This window comes from Nocardioides marmoribigeumensis (assembly GCF_031458325.1).
Lineage (GTDB): Bacteria > Actinomycetota > Actinomycetes > Propionibacteriales > Nocardioidaceae > Marmoricola_A > Marmoricola_A marmoribigeumensis.
Map to the genome: position 1 here is coordinate 4,290,240 of NZ_JAVDYG010000001.1, position 16,753 is coordinate 4,306,992.

The following is a 16,753-nucleotide window of genomic DNA, read 5'->3' on the forward strand; positions in this document are numbered from 1 at the left end:
ACCGAAGCGTGGCACAGCGGCTGCTAGGTTGCCCGCGTGTCCGACCCCCTGCCGGCCCGACGGGCGCTCCTGACCGCCGGCCTCGTCGCGGTCTCGGTCCTCGCGGCCGGCTGCTCGGCCGACGACGCCAGACCGGTGGGGCAGGCCCCCTCGGTCGCGGGCAGCCCGTCGTCCGACGGGACGTCCACCGACGCGTGGGTCCGTGGCCTCGACCGCCCGACCGGCATCGGGTTCGCCCTGCCCGAGGCCGCGCGGCCCGCGCGCTCCACCCGGCCGGCCCAGGGCGGCGCCGAGGTGGTCAGCCGGGAGTACGCCGCGGCCGTCGGCGACGTCCGGCTCTCGGTCAGCGTCCTGACCACGCCGACGCAGCCGGCCGCAGTACGCCGGACGGTGCGCGCGCAGTACCTTCCGTTCCTGGTGGTCGACACCGTGCAGGCCCAGGGCGCGAGCGAGGCGGGCGTGGTGTCCAACAGCCGGCTGAGGGGCGTGGGTCTCCGCGGCTACGACTCCCAGCTGACCTTCGTGCAGAAGGACCGGCGCGCGGTGTGGTTCACCCGCGCGGTGGAGCTGCCGCGCACGGTGGTCGTGGCGCAGGCGGTCGCCTACGTCCGGCCCGACGAGGACGCCGTCGACCGGGTCCGCGCGCAGTTCCGACGGCTGACCGACGGGCTGGACATCCCCACCTCCTGAGGGCTCACGCGGGCAGGTCGTAGGTGACCTCGCGCCCGTGGGGCCGGAACCCGAACCGGCGCAGGATCGGGGCCGAGGTCTCGATGCGTCCCTTGACCAGCGCAAGGGTGGCGCCCCAGCCGAGCGCCACGCGCAGGCGCTCGGCCAGCACGGCGGAGTAGACGCCCCGGCGTCGCGCGTGCGGGAGCGTGGCGCCGCCCCACAGACGCGCCACCTCCCCGGCCATGCTGAGGCCGCCCGTGCCGACGCCCTCGCCGTCGGTCCAGGCGACGAAGCGCGCGCCGACCCGGTCGGAGAGCTCGGCGACGCACTCCTCGACGAGCCCGGGGATCCGGCCCTCCTCCAGCGGCGGGTCCCCGAAGGCCACCTCGTCGACGCGGCCGAGGGCGCGCGCGCCCACCTCGTCGCGCACGGGCAGCACCAGGACGTCGGGCCTCGGGGCTGGGAGCTCCCGCGGCTCCCAGGCGAGACGGTCGAGGGTCTCGAAGACCGTCGCGCCCCGGCGCTCGAGCGCGGCGGCGAACTCGGCGTTCTCCGGACGCTCGCCCACGGCCCACCGCACCGACGGCAGGCCATGCTCCCGCACAAGGGCGAGCGCGGCGTCGACGGCCCGCTCCTCCTGGCCCCGCGGCGGCGTGCCCGTGGTGAACGTGCGGTGGTGGAGGTACGCCGGCCGCACCAGCAGGTGCCCGCCCGGGACCTCGTGCACCTGGGTGCCCTCGGGGATCCACACCCACTCGGCAAAAGCGGCGTCCACCGCCGCGTCGTCCCAGTCCACGAGTGGAAGTCAAGCACGGGAAGGCTTTGCACAATCCTTCTACATACCTTGCGCAACGTTCAGGCCCGTCTCAGGTCCGGATCGGAGGCTCACAGGCACCACAGCCCCTCTGCACAGGAGAAGCCCATGCTCCCCAGCCGCCGTACCGCCCTCGCCGTCGCCGGGCTCGCCGCCCTCGGCGCGACCACGCTCGCCGCCCCCGCCCAGGCCGCCACCAAGCCCGACACCGCCTGCATGCGCAACGGCATCGCGACCCTGAAGTCGGTCGGGCTCTTCTCCGCCGTCGCCAAGGGCGGGCTGCCGATCGCCACGGCCGTCGAGTACGGCGTGGCGCCGCGCGAGGGCACCGACGTGACGTCCCTGCCCGACCCGCTGCCGCTGTCGGTCGTGCTCGCCGACCACCGCGCGGGCGAGAACAGCCTGTTCGACTACCCCTGGTGCTGAGCGCGCTGCCCTGACATCGGCACGGCCCGGCACTAGCGTCGGGCCATGCCGATGTTCTCGTTCGAGGGCAAGTCCCCTCAGGTCCACCCGTCCGCCTTCATCGCCCCGACGGCCACGCTCGTCGGCGACGTCGTGGTGGAGGAGGACGCCTCGGTCTGGTACGGCGCGGTCCTGCGCGGCGACTACAGCCGCATCACCGTGCGTGCGGGCGCCAACGTGCAGGACGGGGCCGTGCTCCACGCGCCGCCGGACCTGCCGTGCGAGGTCGGGCCCGGGGCGACGATCGCCCACCAGTGCGTGGTGCACGGGGCGGTGATCGGCGAGGAGGCTCTGATCGGCAACGGAGCAACGGTGCTCGACGGGGCGAAGGTCGGCGCGCGCTCCATGGTCGCCGCCGGCGCGATGGTGACCCCGGGGACCGAGATCCCCGCGGGCGTCCTCGCCCTCGGCTCACCGGCCAAGGTCAAGGGCCCGATCGCCGGCACCGCCGCGGAGTTCTGGGTGCAGATGAACCCGCCCGCCTACAAGGAGCTCGGCCAGCGCCACCGCGACGGGATCGAGCCCGTCTGAGAGCGACCCCGCTCAGGCGTCGTACGGACGGCCCTGGAGGGCCGCGACGAGCTCGTGCGGCCCGCACGGCTTGATGACGTAGGTCTCCGCGCCCGCAGCCACCAGCTCCTCGACCTCGTGCGCACGCGCGCGGTCGACGAGCAGGATGACGCGCAGGTCGACCAGGGCGGGGTCCTCACGAACCGCGCGAACCACGTCCGCGGCGGGCATGACGAGCGGCGCGATGTCCAGGAGCAGGACGTCGGTGCGGTGCTCCCGGCACAGCTCCAGGGCGTGCTCACCGTCGGCGGACTCGTGGAACGTCACCTCATCCAGGCCGTCGAGCACGATCCTGAGCAGGTCGACCCCGTCGTCGGGTGGGCCGACGTGGACCACCCTGCGGACGACGTGTCCGTGGTCGTCGGTCGCGACAGCCGTTCTGGTCATGGCGAGGAGTGGGCCCGGGCTCAGCCGCGCAGCTTGTCCAGCCGGGCGACCGTCTCCTCGAACTCGGCGACCAGGTCAGCCACGACGTCGGCGACCGGCCGGACCTCGTTCATCGTGCCGACGATCTGGCCGACGGGCATCGAGATGACGTCGGGGTCGCCGTGGGCGTTCATCCGGGAGTGGGCGTCGGCCACGAGCAGGTTCTGCAGCGGCATCGGCAGCGGCTGGGGCGCGCCCTCCTCGGCCCAGGCCTCGGTCCACTTGGTCTTGAGCAGCCGCGCCGGCTTGCCGGTGTAGACGCGGGTCCGGACGGTGTCGGCGCTGGTCGCGCGCGTGAACGCGGTCTCCCAGGCGGCGTTGGAGGAGAGGTTGCGGTACTCCTCGGTGCCGAGCCAGACCGAGCCCATCCACACGCCCTGGGCACCGAGCGCGAGCGAGGCGGCGATCTGGCGTCCGCGACCGATGCCACCCGCGCCGAGCACGGGGACGTCCGGGCCGACCGCGTCGACGATCTCGGGGGTCAGCACCATCGAGGCGATCTCACCGGTGTGGCCGCCGGCCTCGTAGCCCTGCGCGACGATGATGTCGACGCCGTTGGCCACGTGGGACATCGCGTGCTTGGCGGCTCCGGCGAGCGCGGCGACCTTCACCCCGGCCGCGTGGGCCTGCTCGATCACGTCGACCGGCGGCGAGCCGAGCGCGTTGGCGATCAGCACGGGCCGGTGCGACAGCGAGATCTCCACGTGGCTGCGCGCGATCGAGTGCAGCCACCCGAGCACGCCGGCTCGCCCCTCGCCCTCGGGCAGTGGCGGCACGCCGAGCTTGCGCAGGGTGTCGTCGACGAACGCCTTGTGGGCCTCGGGGACCATCGCGCCCAGGTCGACGCTCGTGCCCTCGGTGGGGATCTTCATCGGCATGACCACGTCGACGCCGTAGGGCTTGCCGTCGGTGTTGTCGTCGAGCCAGGTCAGCGTGCGCTCGAGCTCCTCGGCCTCGTTGAACCGCACGCAGCCGAGGACGCCGAGGCCGCCCGCGCGGCTCACCGCGGCGGCAACGTGCTCGCTGGGGGTGAAGGCGAAGATCGGGTACTCGATGCCGAACTGCTCGCAGAGACCGGTGTGCATGCTCAGACTCCTGCGGTCGCGTTGTCGGTGATCGAGCCTGTCGAGACCACGGCGGCGACCGCGATTTCCTTGGCCTTGGGGTAATTGGCCTTGCCGGTCGCGCTGCGCGGGATCTCGGGGACGTAGGTCACCGCGCGCGGCAGCTTGTAGCCCGAGAGCATCGGCCGCAGGAAGTCGCGCAGCTCCGCGACCGAGGGGTGGTCCTCGCCCCGGGGCTGGATCACGGCGGTGACGGCCTGGCCGTACTTGTCGTCGACCACGCCGACCACGAGGGCGTCGTACACGTCGGGGTGGGCCTTGAGCGCCATCTCGACCTCCTCGGGGTAGACCTTCTCCCCGCCGGTGTTGATGCAGTTGGACCCGCGGCCGAGCAGCGTGACCTTGCCGCCCTCCTCGATGCGCGCGAAGTCGCCGGGGACGGAGTAGCGCCGCCCGTCGACCTCGAGGAACGTCCGCGCGGACTTCTCCGGGTCCTTGTAGTAGCCGAGCGGCACGCTCCCCGACCGGGCGACGCGCCCGACCTTGCCGACGTCGGTGGGGTCGATCACCTGGTTGAGCTCGTCGAGGACGACCGTCTCGGCCCCGAGCGTGACCACCGGACCTTCGCCGCGGATGTTGTCGCTGTCCTGCATGCCGGTGCCGGAGAAGCCGGTCTCCGAGGCGCCGATCGAGTCGGTGAACACCGCGTTGGGGAACGCCTTCATCCAGCGCTCCTTGACCGGCCGGCTGAAGATCGCGGCGCTGCTGGCGACCACGAAGAGCGACGAGGCGTCGTAGTCCCCCGCCTCGTACTCCTCGATCAGCGGGCGGGCCATCGCGTCGCCGGTCATGAAGATGCCCTGCACCCCGGCCCGCTCGATGGCGCGCCAGGTGCCGGCCGCGTCGAACTTGGGCTCGAGGACCGTGCGCTGCCCGGCGAACAGGTGCATCAGCAGCGCGGCCTGCGCGCCGCCGTGCATCAGCGGGCTCAGCGGGAACATCACCATCGGGTCGCTGGCCTTGGCCTTCTCGGCCTGGTCGAACTCCTCCAGCCGCTCGCCGGTCATGAAGTCGATGCCGCCGCCCAGCACGCGCCAGAAGTCCTCGTGGCGCCACATCACGCCCTTGGGGAAGCCGGTCGTGCCGCCGGTGTAGACGATGTAGAGGTCGTCGGCGCTGCGCTCACCGAAGTCGCGCTCGGCGCTCTGGTCCTCGAGCGCCTGCTCCCACGTGAGGCCGGCGTACGACGAGAGGTCGGCCTGGTTGTCGGGCTCGGTCGGGTCGGGCATCGCCACGATCGTGGTGAGCCTGGTGTGCTTCGGGGCCGTCGCGGCCACGAGCGGCGCGTAGGGGCGCTCGTGCAGCAGCGCGACGATGTCGGAGTTGTCGAAGAGGTAGTCGAGCTCGCCCTCGACGTAGCGGTAGTTCACGTTGATCGCGACCGCGCGGACCTTGAAGACCGCCAGCAGCGCCACGACGTGCTCGATGGAGTTCTTGGCGTAGATGCCCACGTGGTCGCCGGTGCCGATGCCGCGGGAGGCCAGGAAGTGGGCCAACCGGTTGGCCTCGGCCTCGAGCTCGGCGTAGGTGACGACGCGGTCGCCCATCTGGATCACGCCGCGATCAGGGACCACGTCGACGGCGTGCTCGAACAGGTCTGCGATGTTGAGAGCCACGGCGGCAAGACTAGAACACGTTCTCGTTTCTGACTACCATCGGCCCCATGAGCGAGCCGTCGCAGCCCCACGCCCTCGTCGAGCAGGAGGGCCACACCCTCGTCGTCACGATGAACCGTCCCGAGAAGAAGAACGCCCTCTCCGGCGAGATGCTCGCGATCATGGAGGAGGCCTGGGACCGGGTCAACGCCGACGACGACATCCGGGTCTGCATCCTCACCGGCGCGGGCGGCGCGTTCTGCGCCGGCGCCGACCTCTCGGCGATGAGCCGCAAGAGCCCCAGCGAGAGCTTCGAGGACGGCTCCTACGACCCGTCGCGGATCAAGTCGCTGCTCAAGGGGTTCCGGCTGACCAAGCCGCTGGTCGCGGCCGTCGAGGGCCCGGCCATCGCCGGCGGCACCGAGATCCTCCAGGGCACCGACATCCGCGTCGCCGGGGAGAGCGCCCGCTTCGGCGTCTCGGAGGTGAGGTGGGGGCTCTACCCGCTCGGCGGGTCCGCGGTCCGGCTCGTGCGGCAGATCCCCTACACCGTCGCGGCCGACCTCCTGCTGACCGGACGCCACCTCAAGGCGCCGGAGGCCAAGGAGCTCGGCCTCATCGGCCACGTCGTCCCCGACGGCACCGCGCTCGACAAGGCGCGCGAGATCGCCGATCTGATCAGCGCCAACGGACCGCTGGCCGTCCAGGCCGTCCTCCGCACGATCCGCGACTCGGAGGGCAAGCACGAGGATGACTGCTGGGCCGACGACGCCGAGGTCGGCGCCGCGGTCTTCGCCTCCGAGGACGCCAAGGAGGGCCCGCGGGCCTTCATGGAGAAGCGCGCCCCCCAGTTCGAGGGCCGCTGACTCAGCGGACGGGGACGATCTCCTTGCCCAGCGGGAGGAGCGAGACGGGGACCAGCTTGAAGCTGGCGATGCCCAGGGGGATGCCGATGACGGTGAGGCACAGGGCGATGCCGGAGAGCAGGTGTCCCAGGGCGAGCCACCACCCGGCGAGCACGAGCCACAGCACGTTGCCGATCCCGGAGCCCAGGCCCGCGGTCGGCCGGGCGACCACCCGGCGGCCGAACGGCCACAGCGCATAGGTCCCGATCCGGAAGGCTGCGATGCCGAAGGGGATCCCGACGACCGTCAGGCACATGAGCACCCCGGCGAGCAGGTAGCCCAGGAACATGCCGAACCCGGCCAGCACCAGCCAGATGACGTTGAGGATCAACCGCATGAGCGCATCGTCCCGCACGTCGTCGTACGCACGGTCTGGTGTGCCGTCGGACGGGGCGGTGCGGGGCGACTCAGTGAGAGCGTGCCAGTCGCTCCATCTCGTGACGGATCTGCTCCTCGGTGAAGTCGTCGCCGTGATAGGCGTCCCACCAGTGGGCGATCACGCCGATGCCCCAGCCAGCGATCGGGAAGACCGGCCAGAAGAAGGCGTCCGCCCCAGTGGTCCCTGCCCACAGCACCACCAGGAATGCGTTCACTGCGAGGTAGATCACGACGTCCTCTCCCACTTCCGACGCTACGCCGGTCCGACCGCCCTGGCGGGGTGACATCGGCGACATCGCCCGAGAGCGCCGGCGCCCAGGCCTGTGGAGAGCACTGGCGCAGGTCACCGCCGCGCCCGGAGCGCGGGCCTCGTGGTGGCGTATCTCGACGGGGAGCGGGTCCCTTACGCCGCCTTGGCCGTCGTCGTCAGGCTTGTCGCCGGCTGGGGCGCGCTGACGCTCACCGACTCGCACGTGGTCGACGAGCACGCCTGGGCCGCGCCCGGGACAGGCGCGGCCCAGCCCGCGTCAGCTGCCGGCGACGGCGTTCTTGAACGCCGTGGCGGCCTTGAAGCCCGGCGTCGTCGTCGCCGCGATCTGGATGGTCTCCCCCGTCTGCGGGTTGCGACCCTCGCGCGCGTTGCGCTCCCGGGGCTCGAAGGTCCCGAGACCCGGGACCTGCAGGCGCTCACCCGAGGCGACGGTGCTCGTGATCACCTCGACGACCGCGTCGAGCGCACGGTTGGCATCGGCCTTCTCCAGCCCTGCGGAGTCGGCGATCGCCTGGACCAGCTCGTCCTTCTTCATGTTCTCTCCCTCTTTCCCCGACCCGGTCGGGGGTGTCGTGTCGTGCTCTTGCTCAGTGAGTGGGTGCCCGTTCGGCGCCCACTCACTCCTCGACGCCCCTGACGGGCGCCCGGCTCAGTCCCAGGTGCGCAGCCAGAGGCAGTGCTCGCTGGCGCGCAGCCGGCCCACCGCCTCCTCGCACAGCGGCCCGCTGGCGTCGGTGACGACGTACCCCAGGGAGCCGCGGGTCGCGAGGTGCTGGCCGATCACGTTGCACTCCTCCTCGGCGAACAGCGCGTTGACCTCGGCGAGGATCCCGGGGACGTTGTGGTGCAGGAACCCCAGACGGCTGGTGCCGGGCTCGCGCGGGGGCACCGCGACGTCGGGGAGGTTGACCGACAGCGAGGTGTTGCCCTCGGTGACGAAGCCGTCGAGCTTGCCGGAGACGAACCAGCCGATCTCCTCCTGGGCCTCCTGCGTCGAGCCGCCGACGTGCGGGGTGAGGATCACGTTGTCGAGCCCGCGCAGGACGGACTCGAACTCGTCACCCTGCGCCTTGGGCTCGACCGGGAAGACGTCGAGCGCGGCGCCGGAGAGGTGGCCCGAGACGAGGTGGTCGCGCAGGGCCTGGTCGTCGACGACCATGCCGCGCGAGGCGTTGATGAACATCGCGCGGGGCTTCATGGCGGCGAACTCCTTCTCGCCGAAGAAGCCCGCGTTGCCCGGGCGTCCGTCGACGTGCAGGCTCACCACGTCGGCGACGGCGAGGAGCTCCTCGAGCGAGCCGAGTCGGCGGGCGTTGCCGTGCGCGAGGCGGTCGGCGGTGTCGTAGAAGACCACCCGCATGCCGATCGCCTCGGCCATGTTGGACAGCTGGGTGCCGATGTTGCCGTAGCCCACGATGCCGAGCGTGCGGCCGCGGATCTCGTGACTGCCCTTGGCGGACTTGTCCCAGATGCCGTCGTGCATCCGCAGCGTCTTCTCCGGCAGCCGGCGAGCGAGCGCGATGATCTCGCCGATCACCAGCTCGACCACGCTCCGCGTGTTGGAGTACGGCGCGTTGAAGACCGCGATGCCCCGTGCGGCAGCGGCGGTCAGGTCGATCTGGTTGGTGCCGATGCAGAAGCAGCCCGCCGCGACCAGGTCGGTCGCGGCGTCGATCACCCGCTCGGTGACGTGGGTGTTGGACCGGATGCCGAGGAGGTGCACGCCCGGCAGCGTGTGGACCAGCTCGTCCTCGCTGAGCGAGCCCGTGCGCAGGTCGACGTCGTAGCCCGCAGCCTCGAGGTGCTGCATGGCGACGGGATGGATGCTCTCGGTCAGCAGTGCCTTCATCGGGGCCTTCATGGGGTCAACGTTATGGGCTGGGCGTGACTCCCCCGGACCCCGCCTCGTTGACAAGACGCTGTCCGCTTCCTGGGAGGGAACCCCGTGCCCCCACGCCGTCTCGCCGCCGCCGTCGTGTCCGCGTCCGCCGTCACCGCTCTCGCGGGCCTGCCCGCGCTGGCGCCCGCCGCACAGGCGGCCTCCTCGACCGCTCCCGCGAGCGGCTGGAAGGCCCGCCCCGCGACGTACGGCGTGGCGTCGACCAAGGACGTCCCGGTGCGGATGAGCGACGGGACCGTGCTGCGGGCCGACGTGCTGCGACCTGCCAAGGCCGACGGCACCCCTGCCCCGGGCCGGTTCCCGGTGATCGTGACGCAGACGCCGTACAACAAGAGCGCGCCGGGCCTGAGCTTCGAGAACGACTACCTCGTGCAGCGTGGCTACGTGCAGGTGATCGCCGACGTGCGTGGCACCGGCTCGTCACTCGGCACCTGGGACTCGTTCGGCCCGCGCGAGCAGCTCGACGGCAAGGAGATCGTCGAGTGGGCGCACTCCTCCGCCCGCCCCTGGAGCAACGGCCGGGTCGGGCTCTACGGCATCTCCTACGGCGCGATCAACCAGTTCTTCACTGCCGCGCAGCACCCGGCCGGCCTGCGCGCGATGTTCCCGATCGTCCCGGCGGGCGACGTCTACCGCGACGTCGTGGCCTCCGGCGGCCAGATCGACGCGGGCTTCATCCCGCTGTGGCTGGGACTGGTCACGACCGCGGGACTCGTCCCGCCGGCGTACACCGCGACGGACCCGGCCGGCGGCACCGCGGCCCTGCTCGACCACGTGGTCGGCGCCACCGAGTTCCAGGGGCCGACCATCGGCTCGGCGGTCACCGGCGACGCGCAGGCCTACGACGGCCCGTTCTACCGGACCCGCTCGCCGCTGCGCGTGGTCGACCGGGTCACGGTGCCGACGTTCGTGGTCGGCGGTGAGTACGACCTGTTCCAGCGCGGCGAGCCGATGCTCTACGAGCGGCTGCGCGCCAACGGCGTGCCGACCCGCTTCCTGCTCGGGCCCTGGACCCACCTCCAGGCGAGCTCAGCCGACCTGTCCGGCGCCCACGTGGGGACGATGGACGAGCTCGTCCTGCGCTGGATGGACCGCCACGTGCGTGGGGTCTCCGACCGGGCGCTGGGCAGCGACGTCAAGCAGGTCACCTACCACGAGATCGGCGGCGGCTGGCGCACGGCGCCCGGCTGGATGCCCTCCTCGGTCTCGGCCCGGACGTTCCAGCTCTCCGGGACGGCGACGCCCGGCACGCCCGGCTCGCTGGTGGCCGCCACGCCGACCTCCGGCGCCGACGACGTCCACCCCGTCCCCGTGGCCGGGCTGTGCACCCGCTCCGCGTCGCAGTGGACCGCCGGCGCGCTGGCCGTCCCGCCGTGCGAGGACAACGCCCTCAACGACAGCGTCGGCACCTCGTGGCAGACCGCTCCCCTGGCCTCCGACCTGCACCTCATGGGTCCGATCAACGCCCAGCTGTTCACCTCGTCGTCGCGGCCGGACGCGATGCTCTCGGTGCACATCGAGGACGTCGCCCCCGACGGGCACGTCGAGCGGCTCACCGGCGGCTGGCAGGTGCTCAGCCACCGGGCGCTCGACCTGAGCCGGTCGCGCACCCTCGACGGTCGCCTGATCCAGCCCTACCACCCGTTCACCGAGGCCACCCAGGTGCCGATGGAGACCGGCAAGGTGGCTCGCATCGACGTCGAGGTCTTCCCGACCGGAGCCGTGCTGCGCAAGGGCCACCGGCTGCGGGTCACGGTCCAGCAGTACGACGTCCCGCACCTGCTCGCCCCGCTGCCGCAGGTGGTCGACTCGCTCGGGTCCGTGGTGACGATCCACCACTCGAGGACCTACCCGAGCCGCCTGGTGCTGCCGGTCCGCGGGTGACAGTTTCACTAGGTACCTAGTGACACTGTCACTTCCCGAGCGAAGTTTCGCTCGGGGAGTGCCAGCTTCACCGCGGATCCTCGGGGGACTCGGGCAACGGGGGCAGCGTTTCGAAGGCGTCGGCCAGCTCGGTCAGGTCGGTCCGATAGACGCTGATCCGGCAGCCCAGCCGGTTGGGCTTCCACGTGATGCCCTCCTCGGCCCAGTGGACCGCGGCCTCCTCGCGCAGGTGCGGCGGGAAGTCGCCGGAGTGGTTGGTCACCCGCCACCACGCGACCCCTGAGCCGTGGACCGCCATGATCCGGCCCACGTGGCGGGGCGAGGTGCCGACCAGCTCCGCGAGGTCGCCGTACGACGCGACGCTGCCGGGCGGGATGAGCTCGGCAGCGCGCAGCACCAGCTCGGCCATCCGTTCGTCCACGCGGACATCGTGCCGCACGCCAACGGGGTCGGTCGCGGGCACCCCAGTGCCTGCAAACCGACCCCGCAGGGACCCTCAGCTCCAGTAGACGACCACCTTGTCGCCGAGGCTCACCTGGTCGAACAGCCACGCGACCTTGTCGTGGTCGCGGGTGTTGACGCAGCCGTGCGAGGCGCCGTCGTAGCCGTGGGCGGCGAAGTCGGGCGAGTAGTGCACGGCCTGCCCGCGGCTGAAGAACATCGCGAACGGCATCGAGGTGTCATAGAGCGAGGAGACGTGGTCACGGCTCTTGCGCTCGACGTGGAACAGGCCCTCGCGGGTGCGGTGGCCCTCGCCGCCGAAGCGGGCGTCCATCGTGAGCCTCACCTTGCCGTCGACGACCCAGCGCAGGCTCGAGCTGGACTTGTCGACGCAGATCGCGTGCCCGGTCAGGCAGCGCGGGTCGAGGGCGGCACCGTCGGCCGGGTCCGGCTTCGCGTTGGTCAGCTCGGCCGTGGTCGGCTCGTGCGACATCTCGACCAGGCGGTCCAGGGTGCGCCGGTCGACCGCACCGGTGACGGGGAACCCGCGCTTGGCCTGGAAGCCCCGCACGGCCGCCTCCGTCCGCTCGCCGTAGTGGTCGGTCACGTCGCCGTCGAACCACGCGATCTGGCGCAGCCGTGCCTGCACCTCGCGCACCTGGGGTCCGTCGTCACCGGGTCCGATGATCGTCGGTCCGGGCTCCATGACGGGCTTCGGTGCCGGTCGCGGCGCGGGCCGAGGGGTCGGGGCCGGGGTCAGGGTCGGCGCCACGGTCGGCGTCGGCGCCACGGTCGGCGTCGGCGTCGGCGTCGGCGTCGGCGTCGCGCTCGCCACACGTGGGGTCCGCGGCGGCGCGGGGTCGGGCGACGCGGCGTACGTCGGGGTGGCGACGCGCACGGGGTCGGAGGCCGCTCCGGGGAGGAGCTGCCAGGCGCCGGCACCGGTGACACCGGTCACGACGGTCAGGACGGCGAAGGCACGCAGGCTGGTGTTCATGGTCGTTTCCTCGTCTCAGGAGTTCTTGTCACGAAGACGCCTGGGACGGGGCGGAGGTTGCATCGGACGTGCGACGAGTCCTGCGCCGTTCTCCAGCCCGGCCGCCGTACGCCGGGCGTAGGCTCGTCGCATGGCGACTGCCCGTCGTGCGGTGAGCGAGACCCTGCGTGCCCTGCCCGTGCCGCTCGCCTACGCCCTCGTCGCGGCGACCGTCTCCGGCACCGTCGGCGGCGGGGTCGGGCTGGTCCTCGGGCTGAGGGCCTACGTCCCGACGGCGTGGTTCGCCGTGCTGGAGGTGGGCCTCCCCGCTGCCGTGCTCGGCGCGGTCCTCGGGTTGGTCGCCGGATCGTTGGCGGCGCGGGGCTCGTCCTGACCCCGGACGCGTCGTGCGGCTCGGCCCCGCTGCAGAACGACGACTAGACCGAGCGGGACTGCCCCTCCCAGAACTGCGCGCGCAGCGCCTTCTTGTCGGGCTTGCCCAGAGCCGTGAGCGGCAGCTGCTCGGCCACGACGACCTGCTTGGGCGCCTGCACCGAACCCTTGCGCTCCTTGACCAGGTCCTGGATCTCGCGGGTCAGCGTCTCGTGGTCGACGGAGGCGTCGGAGCGGAGCACGACCACGGCGGTGACGGCCTCACCCCAGCGCTCGTCCGGCGTGCCGATGACGCCCACCTGCGCGACCGCCGGGTGCGTGGCGACGACGTCCTCGACCTCGCGCGGGAACACGTTGAAGCCGCCGGTGACGATCATGTCCTTGGTGCGGTCGATGATGTACCAGAAGCCGTCCTCGTCCTCCCGCGCGACGTCGCCGGTGTGCAGCCACCCCTCGCGGAAGGTCTCGGCGGTCTCGTCGGGCAGGTTCCAGTAGCCGCCCGCGAGCAGGGGCCCCGCGACACAGATCTCGCCGGGTTCGCCTTGTGGCACAGGGTTTCCGTCCTCACCGAGCAGCGCGGCGCGCAGGAAGGCCGACGGGCGGCCGCATGACGACAGCCGCTCGGGGTGCTGGGCGGGGTCGTGGTCGCCGCGCGCGAGATAGCTGATCACCATCGGCGACTCGGACTGGCCGTAGTACTGCGCGAAGATCAGGCCGAACCGCTCGACCGCCTCGGCCAGCCGGACCGGGTTGATCGCGGCGGCGCCGTAGTAGACCGTCTCCAGCGACGACAGGTCGCGGGTGTGGCTGTCGGGGTGGTCCATCAGCGCGTAGAGCATCGACGGCACCAGCATCGTCGCGGTGATCCGCTGCTCCTCGATCGTGCGCAGCACCTCGGCGGGGTCGAACCGCGGGAGCACGTAGAGCGAGCCCCCCTTGAGCACGGTCGGCACGAAGAACGCGGCGCCGGCGTGCGAGAGCGGCGTGCACATGAGGAAGCGCGGCGACTCCGGCCACTCCCACTCGCTCATCTGGATCTGCGTCATCGTCGCCATCGTGCGCGCGGTGCCGATGACGCCCTTGGGCTTGCCGGTCGTGCCGCCGGTGTAGGCGATCGACACGATGTGGTCCGGCGGGAGCACGGCCGCCTCGAGCGGCTGCGGCGCGAAGCCGGCAGCGGTCTCGGCGAGGTCGGTGCCGACGTGGGCCAGCTCGTCCGGGACGGGCCCGATCGTGAGCACCTGCTTGAGGCCGGGGACCTTGTCGAGCAGCCCGAGCGCGCGCTCCACGAACATCGGGACCGGGTCGATGATCAGCGTCGTGATCTCGGCGTCCTGCAGGACGTAGGCGTGGTCGTCGAGCGAGCCGAGCGGGTGCAGCGAGGTGCGCCGGTAGCCCTGGGTCTGGCCGGCGCCGAGGATGAACAGCACCTCGGGCCGGTTGAGCGCGAGCAGCGCGGCGGGCGCGCCCTGGCCGGCGCCGAGGGACTCGAAGGCCTGGACGTACTGGCTGATCCGCTCCGCGGTCTCGCGCCCGGTCAGCGTGGTGTCGCCGAGGAACATCACGGGCTTGTCCGCGTGCCGCTTGAGCGCGGCGACCATCAGGTGGCCGTTGTGGGTCCCCGTCAGCAGGTTCTCGTTGCCCATCGGGCCAGACTAGAACGTGTTCTATTCCTGGGCAACGGGCTGCGCCAGCAGGGTGCGCGTCCACAGGTCGGTCAGTGCCCGGGAGTACGCCGCCGCATCGCGCCCGCGGCTGGTGTAGGCGTCGAACCACTCGGGGCTGTTGGTCGACCACACGAGGTCGGCCACGTCCTGGTCGGTCAGGTCCTCCCGAAGCTCGCCGGTCGCCCGCAGGTCCGCGGCGAACAGCAGCATGTTGGCGGCCCGTCGCTCGTTCACGTGGTCCCACGTGGCGCGGCAGTCCGGGTCCGTCAGCCCGGCGTCGCGCAGCGCGAGGAGCAGGGGTGCGACGGTGGGCATCAGCCGCCCGAGCGCGTCCGCATAGGTCCGGATCTTGTCGCCACCGTCCCGCGCGGCCCGGACGCTCCTCACGTAGTCGCGCTCCTCGGCCGGCTCGGGCCGCGACGAGCTCGCGAGGACCATGTCGACCACGGTCAGGAGCAGCCGCGGCTTGCGTCCCGCGCTCGCGTAGACGGTGTCGACCGAGACCCCGGCCCGCTCCGCGACCTCGGCGACCGACGTGCCGGCGTACCCCTGCGAGACGAAGAGGTTCTTCGCCGCCGCGAGCACGCGGTCGCGGGTCTGCTCGGCGGCCGCCCGACGCGCGGAGGCGTCGTACCTCCGGGTCTTGCTCGGCACGGGCATGAGGCCTACCGTAGCCATATTCATCCGAAGCCGCTTCGGATCAAAGCAGGAGGCCGCCATGGGCGAGCAGCGTGTCGTGATGCACGAGCCGGGCACCGGGCGTGGGACCTGGGCGATGGGGTCGCTCTTCGAGCACCTCCTGGAGGCCGACGACAGCGGTGGGCGCCTCGGGATCGCGGTCGTCACGCAGCCCGGTGGCATCGCCACTCCCCTGCACCGGCACACCCACGAGGCGGAGGCGTTCTACCTCCTCGACGGGTCGCTGACCTACCGCGCGGGTGACGAGACCTACGAGCTCTACGCCGGGTGTTTCATCTACCTGCCGCAGGGGCTCCCCCACGCGTTCCGCACGCGCGGGGACGGCGCGCGCTATCTCGCGCTCACCGAGCCCGGTCGCCTGCTCCACCTGTACGACGAGGTGGGCATCCCCGCGGCCGAGATGCGCCTGCCGGGCGAGGACGGGCAACCGATCGAGGTCGAGATCCCGAGGTGGAACGAGGTGGGCCCGCGCTACGGCCTCGAGGTGGTCGGCCCACCGATCCCGGAGTGATCCAGCAGCGAGGCGTCAGCCGAGGACGACGCGGGAGACGTGGGCGATCTCCTCGGCGCTGCGGCACGAGAGCACGAGCGTGGTGACGCCCGAGGCCTCCCACTCCTTGATCTTGGCCCTCACGTGCTCCTCGTCGCCGATGATGTGGAGCGCGTGCACGAGCTCGTCGGGGATGAGCGCGGCCGCCTCGTCCTTCTGGCCGGACAGGAACAGCCGCTGCACCTCGCCGGTGAGGTCGGCGTAGCCCATCCGGTCGAAGACGTTCTTGTGGAAGTTCTGCTCCTTGGCGCCCATGCCGCCCATGTAGAGCGCGGTGACCGGCTTGAGGAAGTCGACGACCGGCTGCGGGTCGTCGGTGATCTCGAGGTGGCAGGTCGCGGCGATCTCGAAGGTCTCACGGGTGTGGCGAGCGCCGGGGCGGGCGAACCCCTCGTCCAGCCAAGGCTGGTACATCTCCGCGCTGGCCGGCGTGTAGAAGATCGGGATCCAGCCGTCGGCGATCTCGGCGGTCTGCGCGACGTTCTTGGGCCCCTCGGCGCCGAGCCAGATCGGCACGTCGGCGCGCAGCGGGTGGACGATCGGCTTGAGCGGCTTGCCGAGCCCGACCGAACCCTCCCCGTGGAAGGGCAGCGGGTAGTGCGGGCCGTCGTTGGTCACCGGCGCCTCGCGGGCCAGCACCTTGCGGATGATCTCGACGACCTCGCGGGTGCGGGCGAGCGGCTTGCCGAAGGGCTGGCCGTACCACCCCTCCACGACCTGGGGGCCGCTCACGCCCATGCCGAGGATCATGCGGCCCTTCGACAGGTGGTCGAGCGTCATCACGTGCATCGCGATCGAGGTCGGCGTGCGCCCGGACATCTGCACGATCGAGGTCCCGAGCTTCACGCGCGACGTCTCGCGGCCGAACCACGCCAGCGGCGTGAACGCGTCGGAGCCCCACGCCTCGGCGGTGAAGATCGCGTCGAAGCCGTGGGCCTCGGCCGCCTGCACGAGCTCGTCGTGGTTGGTGGGGGGCTGAGCGCCCCAGTAGCCCAGCTGCAGACCAAGTTTCATGCCCGCCAC

At 72.0% G+C, this 16,753-nt stretch carries 20 protein-coding genes; 7 read left to right on the forward strand and 13 right to left on the reverse strand.

What is annotated here, in order from left to right:
• Positions 1 to 36 precede the first annotated feature (36 nt).
• A complete protein-coding gene (locus tag J2S63_RS20535; protein ID WP_310306258.1) occupies positions 37 to 690 on the forward strand; it encodes a hypothetical protein in 654 nt (217 codons plus the stop codon).
• A 4-nt stretch (positions 691 to 694) separates the two neighbouring features.
• On the opposite strand, the gene J2S63_RS20540 is transcribed toward J2S63_RS20535, so the two are convergent.
• On the reverse strand, positions 695 to 1,468 hold the full coding sequence (locus J2S63_RS20540) for a GNAT family N-acetyltransferase (protein ID WP_310306260.1): 774 nt from the start codon (positions 1,466 to 1,468) through the stop codon (positions 695 to 697).
• A 126-nt stretch (positions 1,469 to 1,594) separates the two neighbouring features.
• On the opposite strand from J2S63_RS20540, the gene J2S63_RS20545 reads away from it, so the two are divergent.
• Positions 1,595 to 1,912 carry a hypothetical protein gene (locus tag J2S63_RS20545; RefSeq protein WP_310306261.1) on the forward strand — a complete coding sequence of 106 codons (318 nt, stop codon included), beginning with the start codon at positions 1,595 to 1,597 and terminating at the stop codon, positions 1,910 to 1,912.
• Positions 1,913 to 1,957: 45 nt separating this feature from the next.
• Positions 1,958 to 2,482, forward strand: coding sequence for a gamma carbonic anhydrase family protein (locus tag J2S63_RS20550; RefSeq protein ID WP_310306263.1), 525 nt, complete (start codon positions 1,958 to 1,960; stop codon positions 2,480 to 2,482).
• 12 nt (positions 2,483 to 2,494) lie between these two features.
• Here J2S63_RS20550 and J2S63_RS20555 read toward each other — a convergent pair whose 3' ends face one another.
• From J2S63_RS20555 to J2S63_RS20565, 3 genes are read right to left on the reverse strand one after another with little or no spacing between them, the layout of a single operon-like run.
• Positions 2,495 to 2,908 carry a response regulator gene (locus J2S63_RS20555; RefSeq protein WP_310306264.1) on the reverse strand — a complete coding sequence of 138 codons (414 nt, stop codon included), beginning with the start codon at positions 2,906 to 2,908 and terminating at the stop codon, positions 2,495 to 2,497.
• 20 nt (positions 2,909 to 2,928) lie between these two features.
• Positions 2,929 to 4,032: an NAD(P)H-dependent flavin oxidoreductase gene (locus J2S63_RS20560; protein WP_310306267.1), complete on the reverse strand. Its 1,104-nt coding sequence runs from the start codon at positions 4,030 to 4,032 to the stop codon at positions 2,929 to 2,931.
• Between the two features lie 2 nt (positions 4,033 to 4,034).
• The gene (locus J2S63_RS20565) at positions 4,035 to 5,687 is read right to left on the reverse strand and encodes an acyl-CoA synthetase (RefSeq protein WP_310306269.1); all 1,653 of its coding nucleotides are present in this window, start codon (positions 5,685 to 5,687) and stop codon (positions 4,035 to 4,037) included.
• Positions 5,688 to 5,734: 47 nt separating this feature from the next.
• On the opposite strand from J2S63_RS20565, the gene J2S63_RS20570 reads away from it, so the two are divergent.
• On the forward strand, positions 5,735 to 6,532 hold the full coding sequence (locus J2S63_RS20570; protein WP_310306271.1) for a crotonase/enoyl-CoA hydratase family protein: 798 nt from the start codon (positions 5,735 to 5,737) through the stop codon (positions 6,530 to 6,532).
• A 1-nt stretch (position 6,533) separates the two neighbouring features.
• Here J2S63_RS20570 and J2S63_RS20575 read toward each other — a convergent pair whose 3' ends face one another.
• From J2S63_RS20575 to serA, 4 genes are all read right to left on the reverse strand, one after another.
• Positions 6,534 to 6,908 (reverse strand): YccF domain-containing protein, encoded by a 375-nt coding sequence (locus tag J2S63_RS20575; protein ID WP_310306273.1) that lies wholly within the window; start codon positions 6,906 to 6,908, stop codon positions 6,534 to 6,536.
• A 70-nt stretch (positions 6,909 to 6,978) separates the two neighbouring features.
• On the reverse strand, positions 6,979 to 7,179 hold the full coding sequence (locus J2S63_RS20580) for a 2TM domain-containing protein (protein WP_310306275.1): 201 nt from the start codon (positions 7,177 to 7,179) through the stop codon (positions 6,979 to 6,981).
• A 297-nt stretch (positions 7,180 to 7,476) separates the two neighbouring features.
• Positions 7,477 to 7,755 (reverse strand): HU family DNA-binding protein, encoded by a 279-nt coding sequence (locus J2S63_RS20585; RefSeq protein ID WP_310306277.1) that lies wholly within the window; start codon positions 7,753 to 7,755, stop codon positions 7,477 to 7,479.
• Between the two features lie 114 nt (positions 7,756 to 7,869).
• Entirely contained in the window at positions 7,870 to 9,069 is a 1,200-nt protein-coding gene (gene serA, locus J2S63_RS20590) for a phosphoglycerate dehydrogenase (RefSeq protein ID WP_310306762.1), read from the reverse strand.
• 96 nt (positions 9,070 to 9,165) lie between these two features.
• Between serA and J2S63_RS20595 the strand changes: the two genes are divergently transcribed.
• Positions 9,166 to 11,004 (forward strand): CocE/NonD family hydrolase, encoded by a 1,839-nt coding sequence (locus J2S63_RS20595; RefSeq protein ID WP_310306278.1) that lies wholly within the window; start codon positions 9,166 to 9,168, stop codon positions 11,002 to 11,004.
• Between the two features lie 67 nt (positions 11,005 to 11,071).
• Here J2S63_RS20595 and J2S63_RS20600 read toward each other — a convergent pair whose 3' ends face one another.
• Together J2S63_RS20600 and J2S63_RS20605 are read right to left on the reverse strand one after the other, a co-directional pair.
• Complete coding sequence (locus J2S63_RS20600) at positions 11,072 to 11,425, reverse strand: MGMT family protein (protein ID WP_310306280.1); 354 nt, start codon at positions 11,423 to 11,425, stop codon at positions 11,072 to 11,074.
• Positions 11,426 to 11,500: 75 nt separating this feature from the next.
• Positions 11,501 to 12,442, reverse strand: a complete 942-nt coding sequence (locus tag J2S63_RS20605; RefSeq protein WP_310306282.1) for a L,D-transpeptidase family protein — start codon at positions 12,440 to 12,442, stop codon at positions 11,501 to 11,503.
• Between the two features lie 130 nt (positions 12,443 to 12,572).
• Here J2S63_RS20605 and J2S63_RS20610 point away from each other — a divergent pair, with 130 nt between their 5' ends.
• On the forward strand, positions 12,573 to 12,815 hold the full coding sequence (locus J2S63_RS20610) for a hypothetical protein (protein WP_310306284.1): 243 nt from the start codon (positions 12,573 to 12,575) through the stop codon (positions 12,813 to 12,815).
• A gap of 43 nt (positions 12,816 to 12,858) precedes the next feature.
• On the opposite strand, the gene fadD8 is transcribed toward J2S63_RS20610, so the two are convergent.
• The gene (gene fadD8, locus J2S63_RS20615) at positions 12,859 to 14,460 is read right to left on the reverse strand and encodes a fatty-acid--CoA ligase FadD8 (protein WP_310306286.1); all 1,602 of its coding nucleotides are present in this window, start codon (positions 14,458 to 14,460) and stop codon (positions 12,859 to 12,861) included.
• Positions 14,461 to 14,481: 21 nt separating this feature from the next.
• A complete protein-coding gene (locus J2S63_RS20620; protein WP_310306289.1) occupies positions 14,482 to 15,141 on the reverse strand; it encodes a TetR/AcrR family transcriptional regulator in 660 nt (219 codons plus the stop codon).
• A gap of 58 nt (positions 15,142 to 15,199) precedes the next feature.
• Here J2S63_RS20620 and J2S63_RS20625 point away from each other — a divergent pair, with 58 nt between their 5' ends.
• The gene (locus J2S63_RS20625; RefSeq protein ID WP_310306292.1) at positions 15,200 to 15,691 is read left to right on the forward strand and encodes a cupin domain-containing protein; all 492 of its coding nucleotides are present in this window, start codon (positions 15,200 to 15,202) and stop codon (positions 15,689 to 15,691) included.
• 15 nt (positions 15,692 to 15,706) lie between these two features.
• Here the strand turns inward: J2S63_RS20625 and J2S63_RS20630 are convergent, their stop codons facing one another.
• The gene (locus tag J2S63_RS20630; protein ID WP_310306295.1) at positions 15,707 to 16,744 is read right to left on the reverse strand and encodes an LLM class F420-dependent oxidoreductase; all 1,038 of its coding nucleotides are present in this window, start codon (positions 16,742 to 16,744) and stop codon (positions 15,707 to 15,709) included.
• Positions 16,745 to 16,753: the final 9 nt, after the last annotated feature.

Excerpts from the sequence above, each read along its gene's own strand:
- J2S63_RS20545 (WP_310306261.1), top strand. The coding sequence starts at position 1,595 with ATGCTCCCCAGCCGCCGTACCGCCCTCGCCGTCGCCGGGCTCGCCGCC.
- J2S63_RS20550 (WP_310306263.1), top strand. The coding sequence starts at position 1,958 with ATGCCGATGTTCTCGTTCGAGGGCAAGTCCCCTCAGGTCCACCCGTCC.
- J2S63_RS20555 (WP_310306264.1), bottom strand. The coding sequence starts at position 2,908 with ATGACCAGAACGGCTGTCGCGACCGACGACCACGGACACGTCGTCCGC.
- J2S63_RS20560 (WP_310306267.1), bottom strand. The coding sequence starts at position 4,032 with ATGCACACCGGTCTCTGCGAGCAGTTCGGCATCGAGTACCCGATCTTC.
- J2S63_RS20570 (WP_310306271.1), top strand. The coding sequence starts at position 5,735 with ATGAGCGAGCCGTCGCAGCCCCACGCCCTCGTCGAGCAGGAGGGCCAC.
- J2S63_RS20575 (WP_310306273.1), bottom strand. The coding sequence starts at position 6,908 with ATGCGGTTGATCCTCAACGTCATCTGGCTGGTGCTGGCCGGGTTCGGC.
- J2S63_RS20585 (WP_310306277.1), bottom strand. The coding sequence starts at position 7,755 with ATGAAGAAGGACGAGCTGGTCCAGGCGATCGCCGACTCCGCAGGGCTG.
- serA (WP_310306762.1), bottom strand. The coding sequence starts at position 9,069 with ATGAAGGCACTGCTGACCGAGAGCATCCATCCCGTCGCCATGCAGCAC.
- J2S63_RS20605 (WP_310306282.1), bottom strand. The coding sequence starts at position 12,442 with ATGAACACCAGCCTGCGTGCCTTCGCCGTCCTGACCGTCGTGACCGGT.
- J2S63_RS20610 (WP_310306284.1), top strand. The coding sequence starts at position 12,573 with ATGGCGACTGCCCGTCGTGCGGTGAGCGAGACCCTGCGTGCCCTGCCC.
- fadD8 (WP_310306286.1), bottom strand. The coding sequence starts at position 14,460 with ATGGGCAACGAGAACCTGCTGACGGGGACCCACAACGGCCACCTGATG.
- J2S63_RS20620 (WP_310306289.1), bottom strand. The coding sequence starts at position 15,141 with ATGCCCGTGCCGAGCAAGACCCGGAGGTACGACGCCTCCGCGCGTCGG.
- J2S63_RS20625 (WP_310306292.1), top strand. The coding sequence starts at position 15,200 with ATGGGCGAGCAGCGTGTCGTGATGCACGAGCCGGGCACCGGGCGTGGG.
- J2S63_RS20630 (WP_310306295.1), bottom strand. The coding sequence starts at position 16,744 with ATGAAACTTGGTCTGCAGCTGGGCTACTGGGGCGCTCAGCCCCCCACC.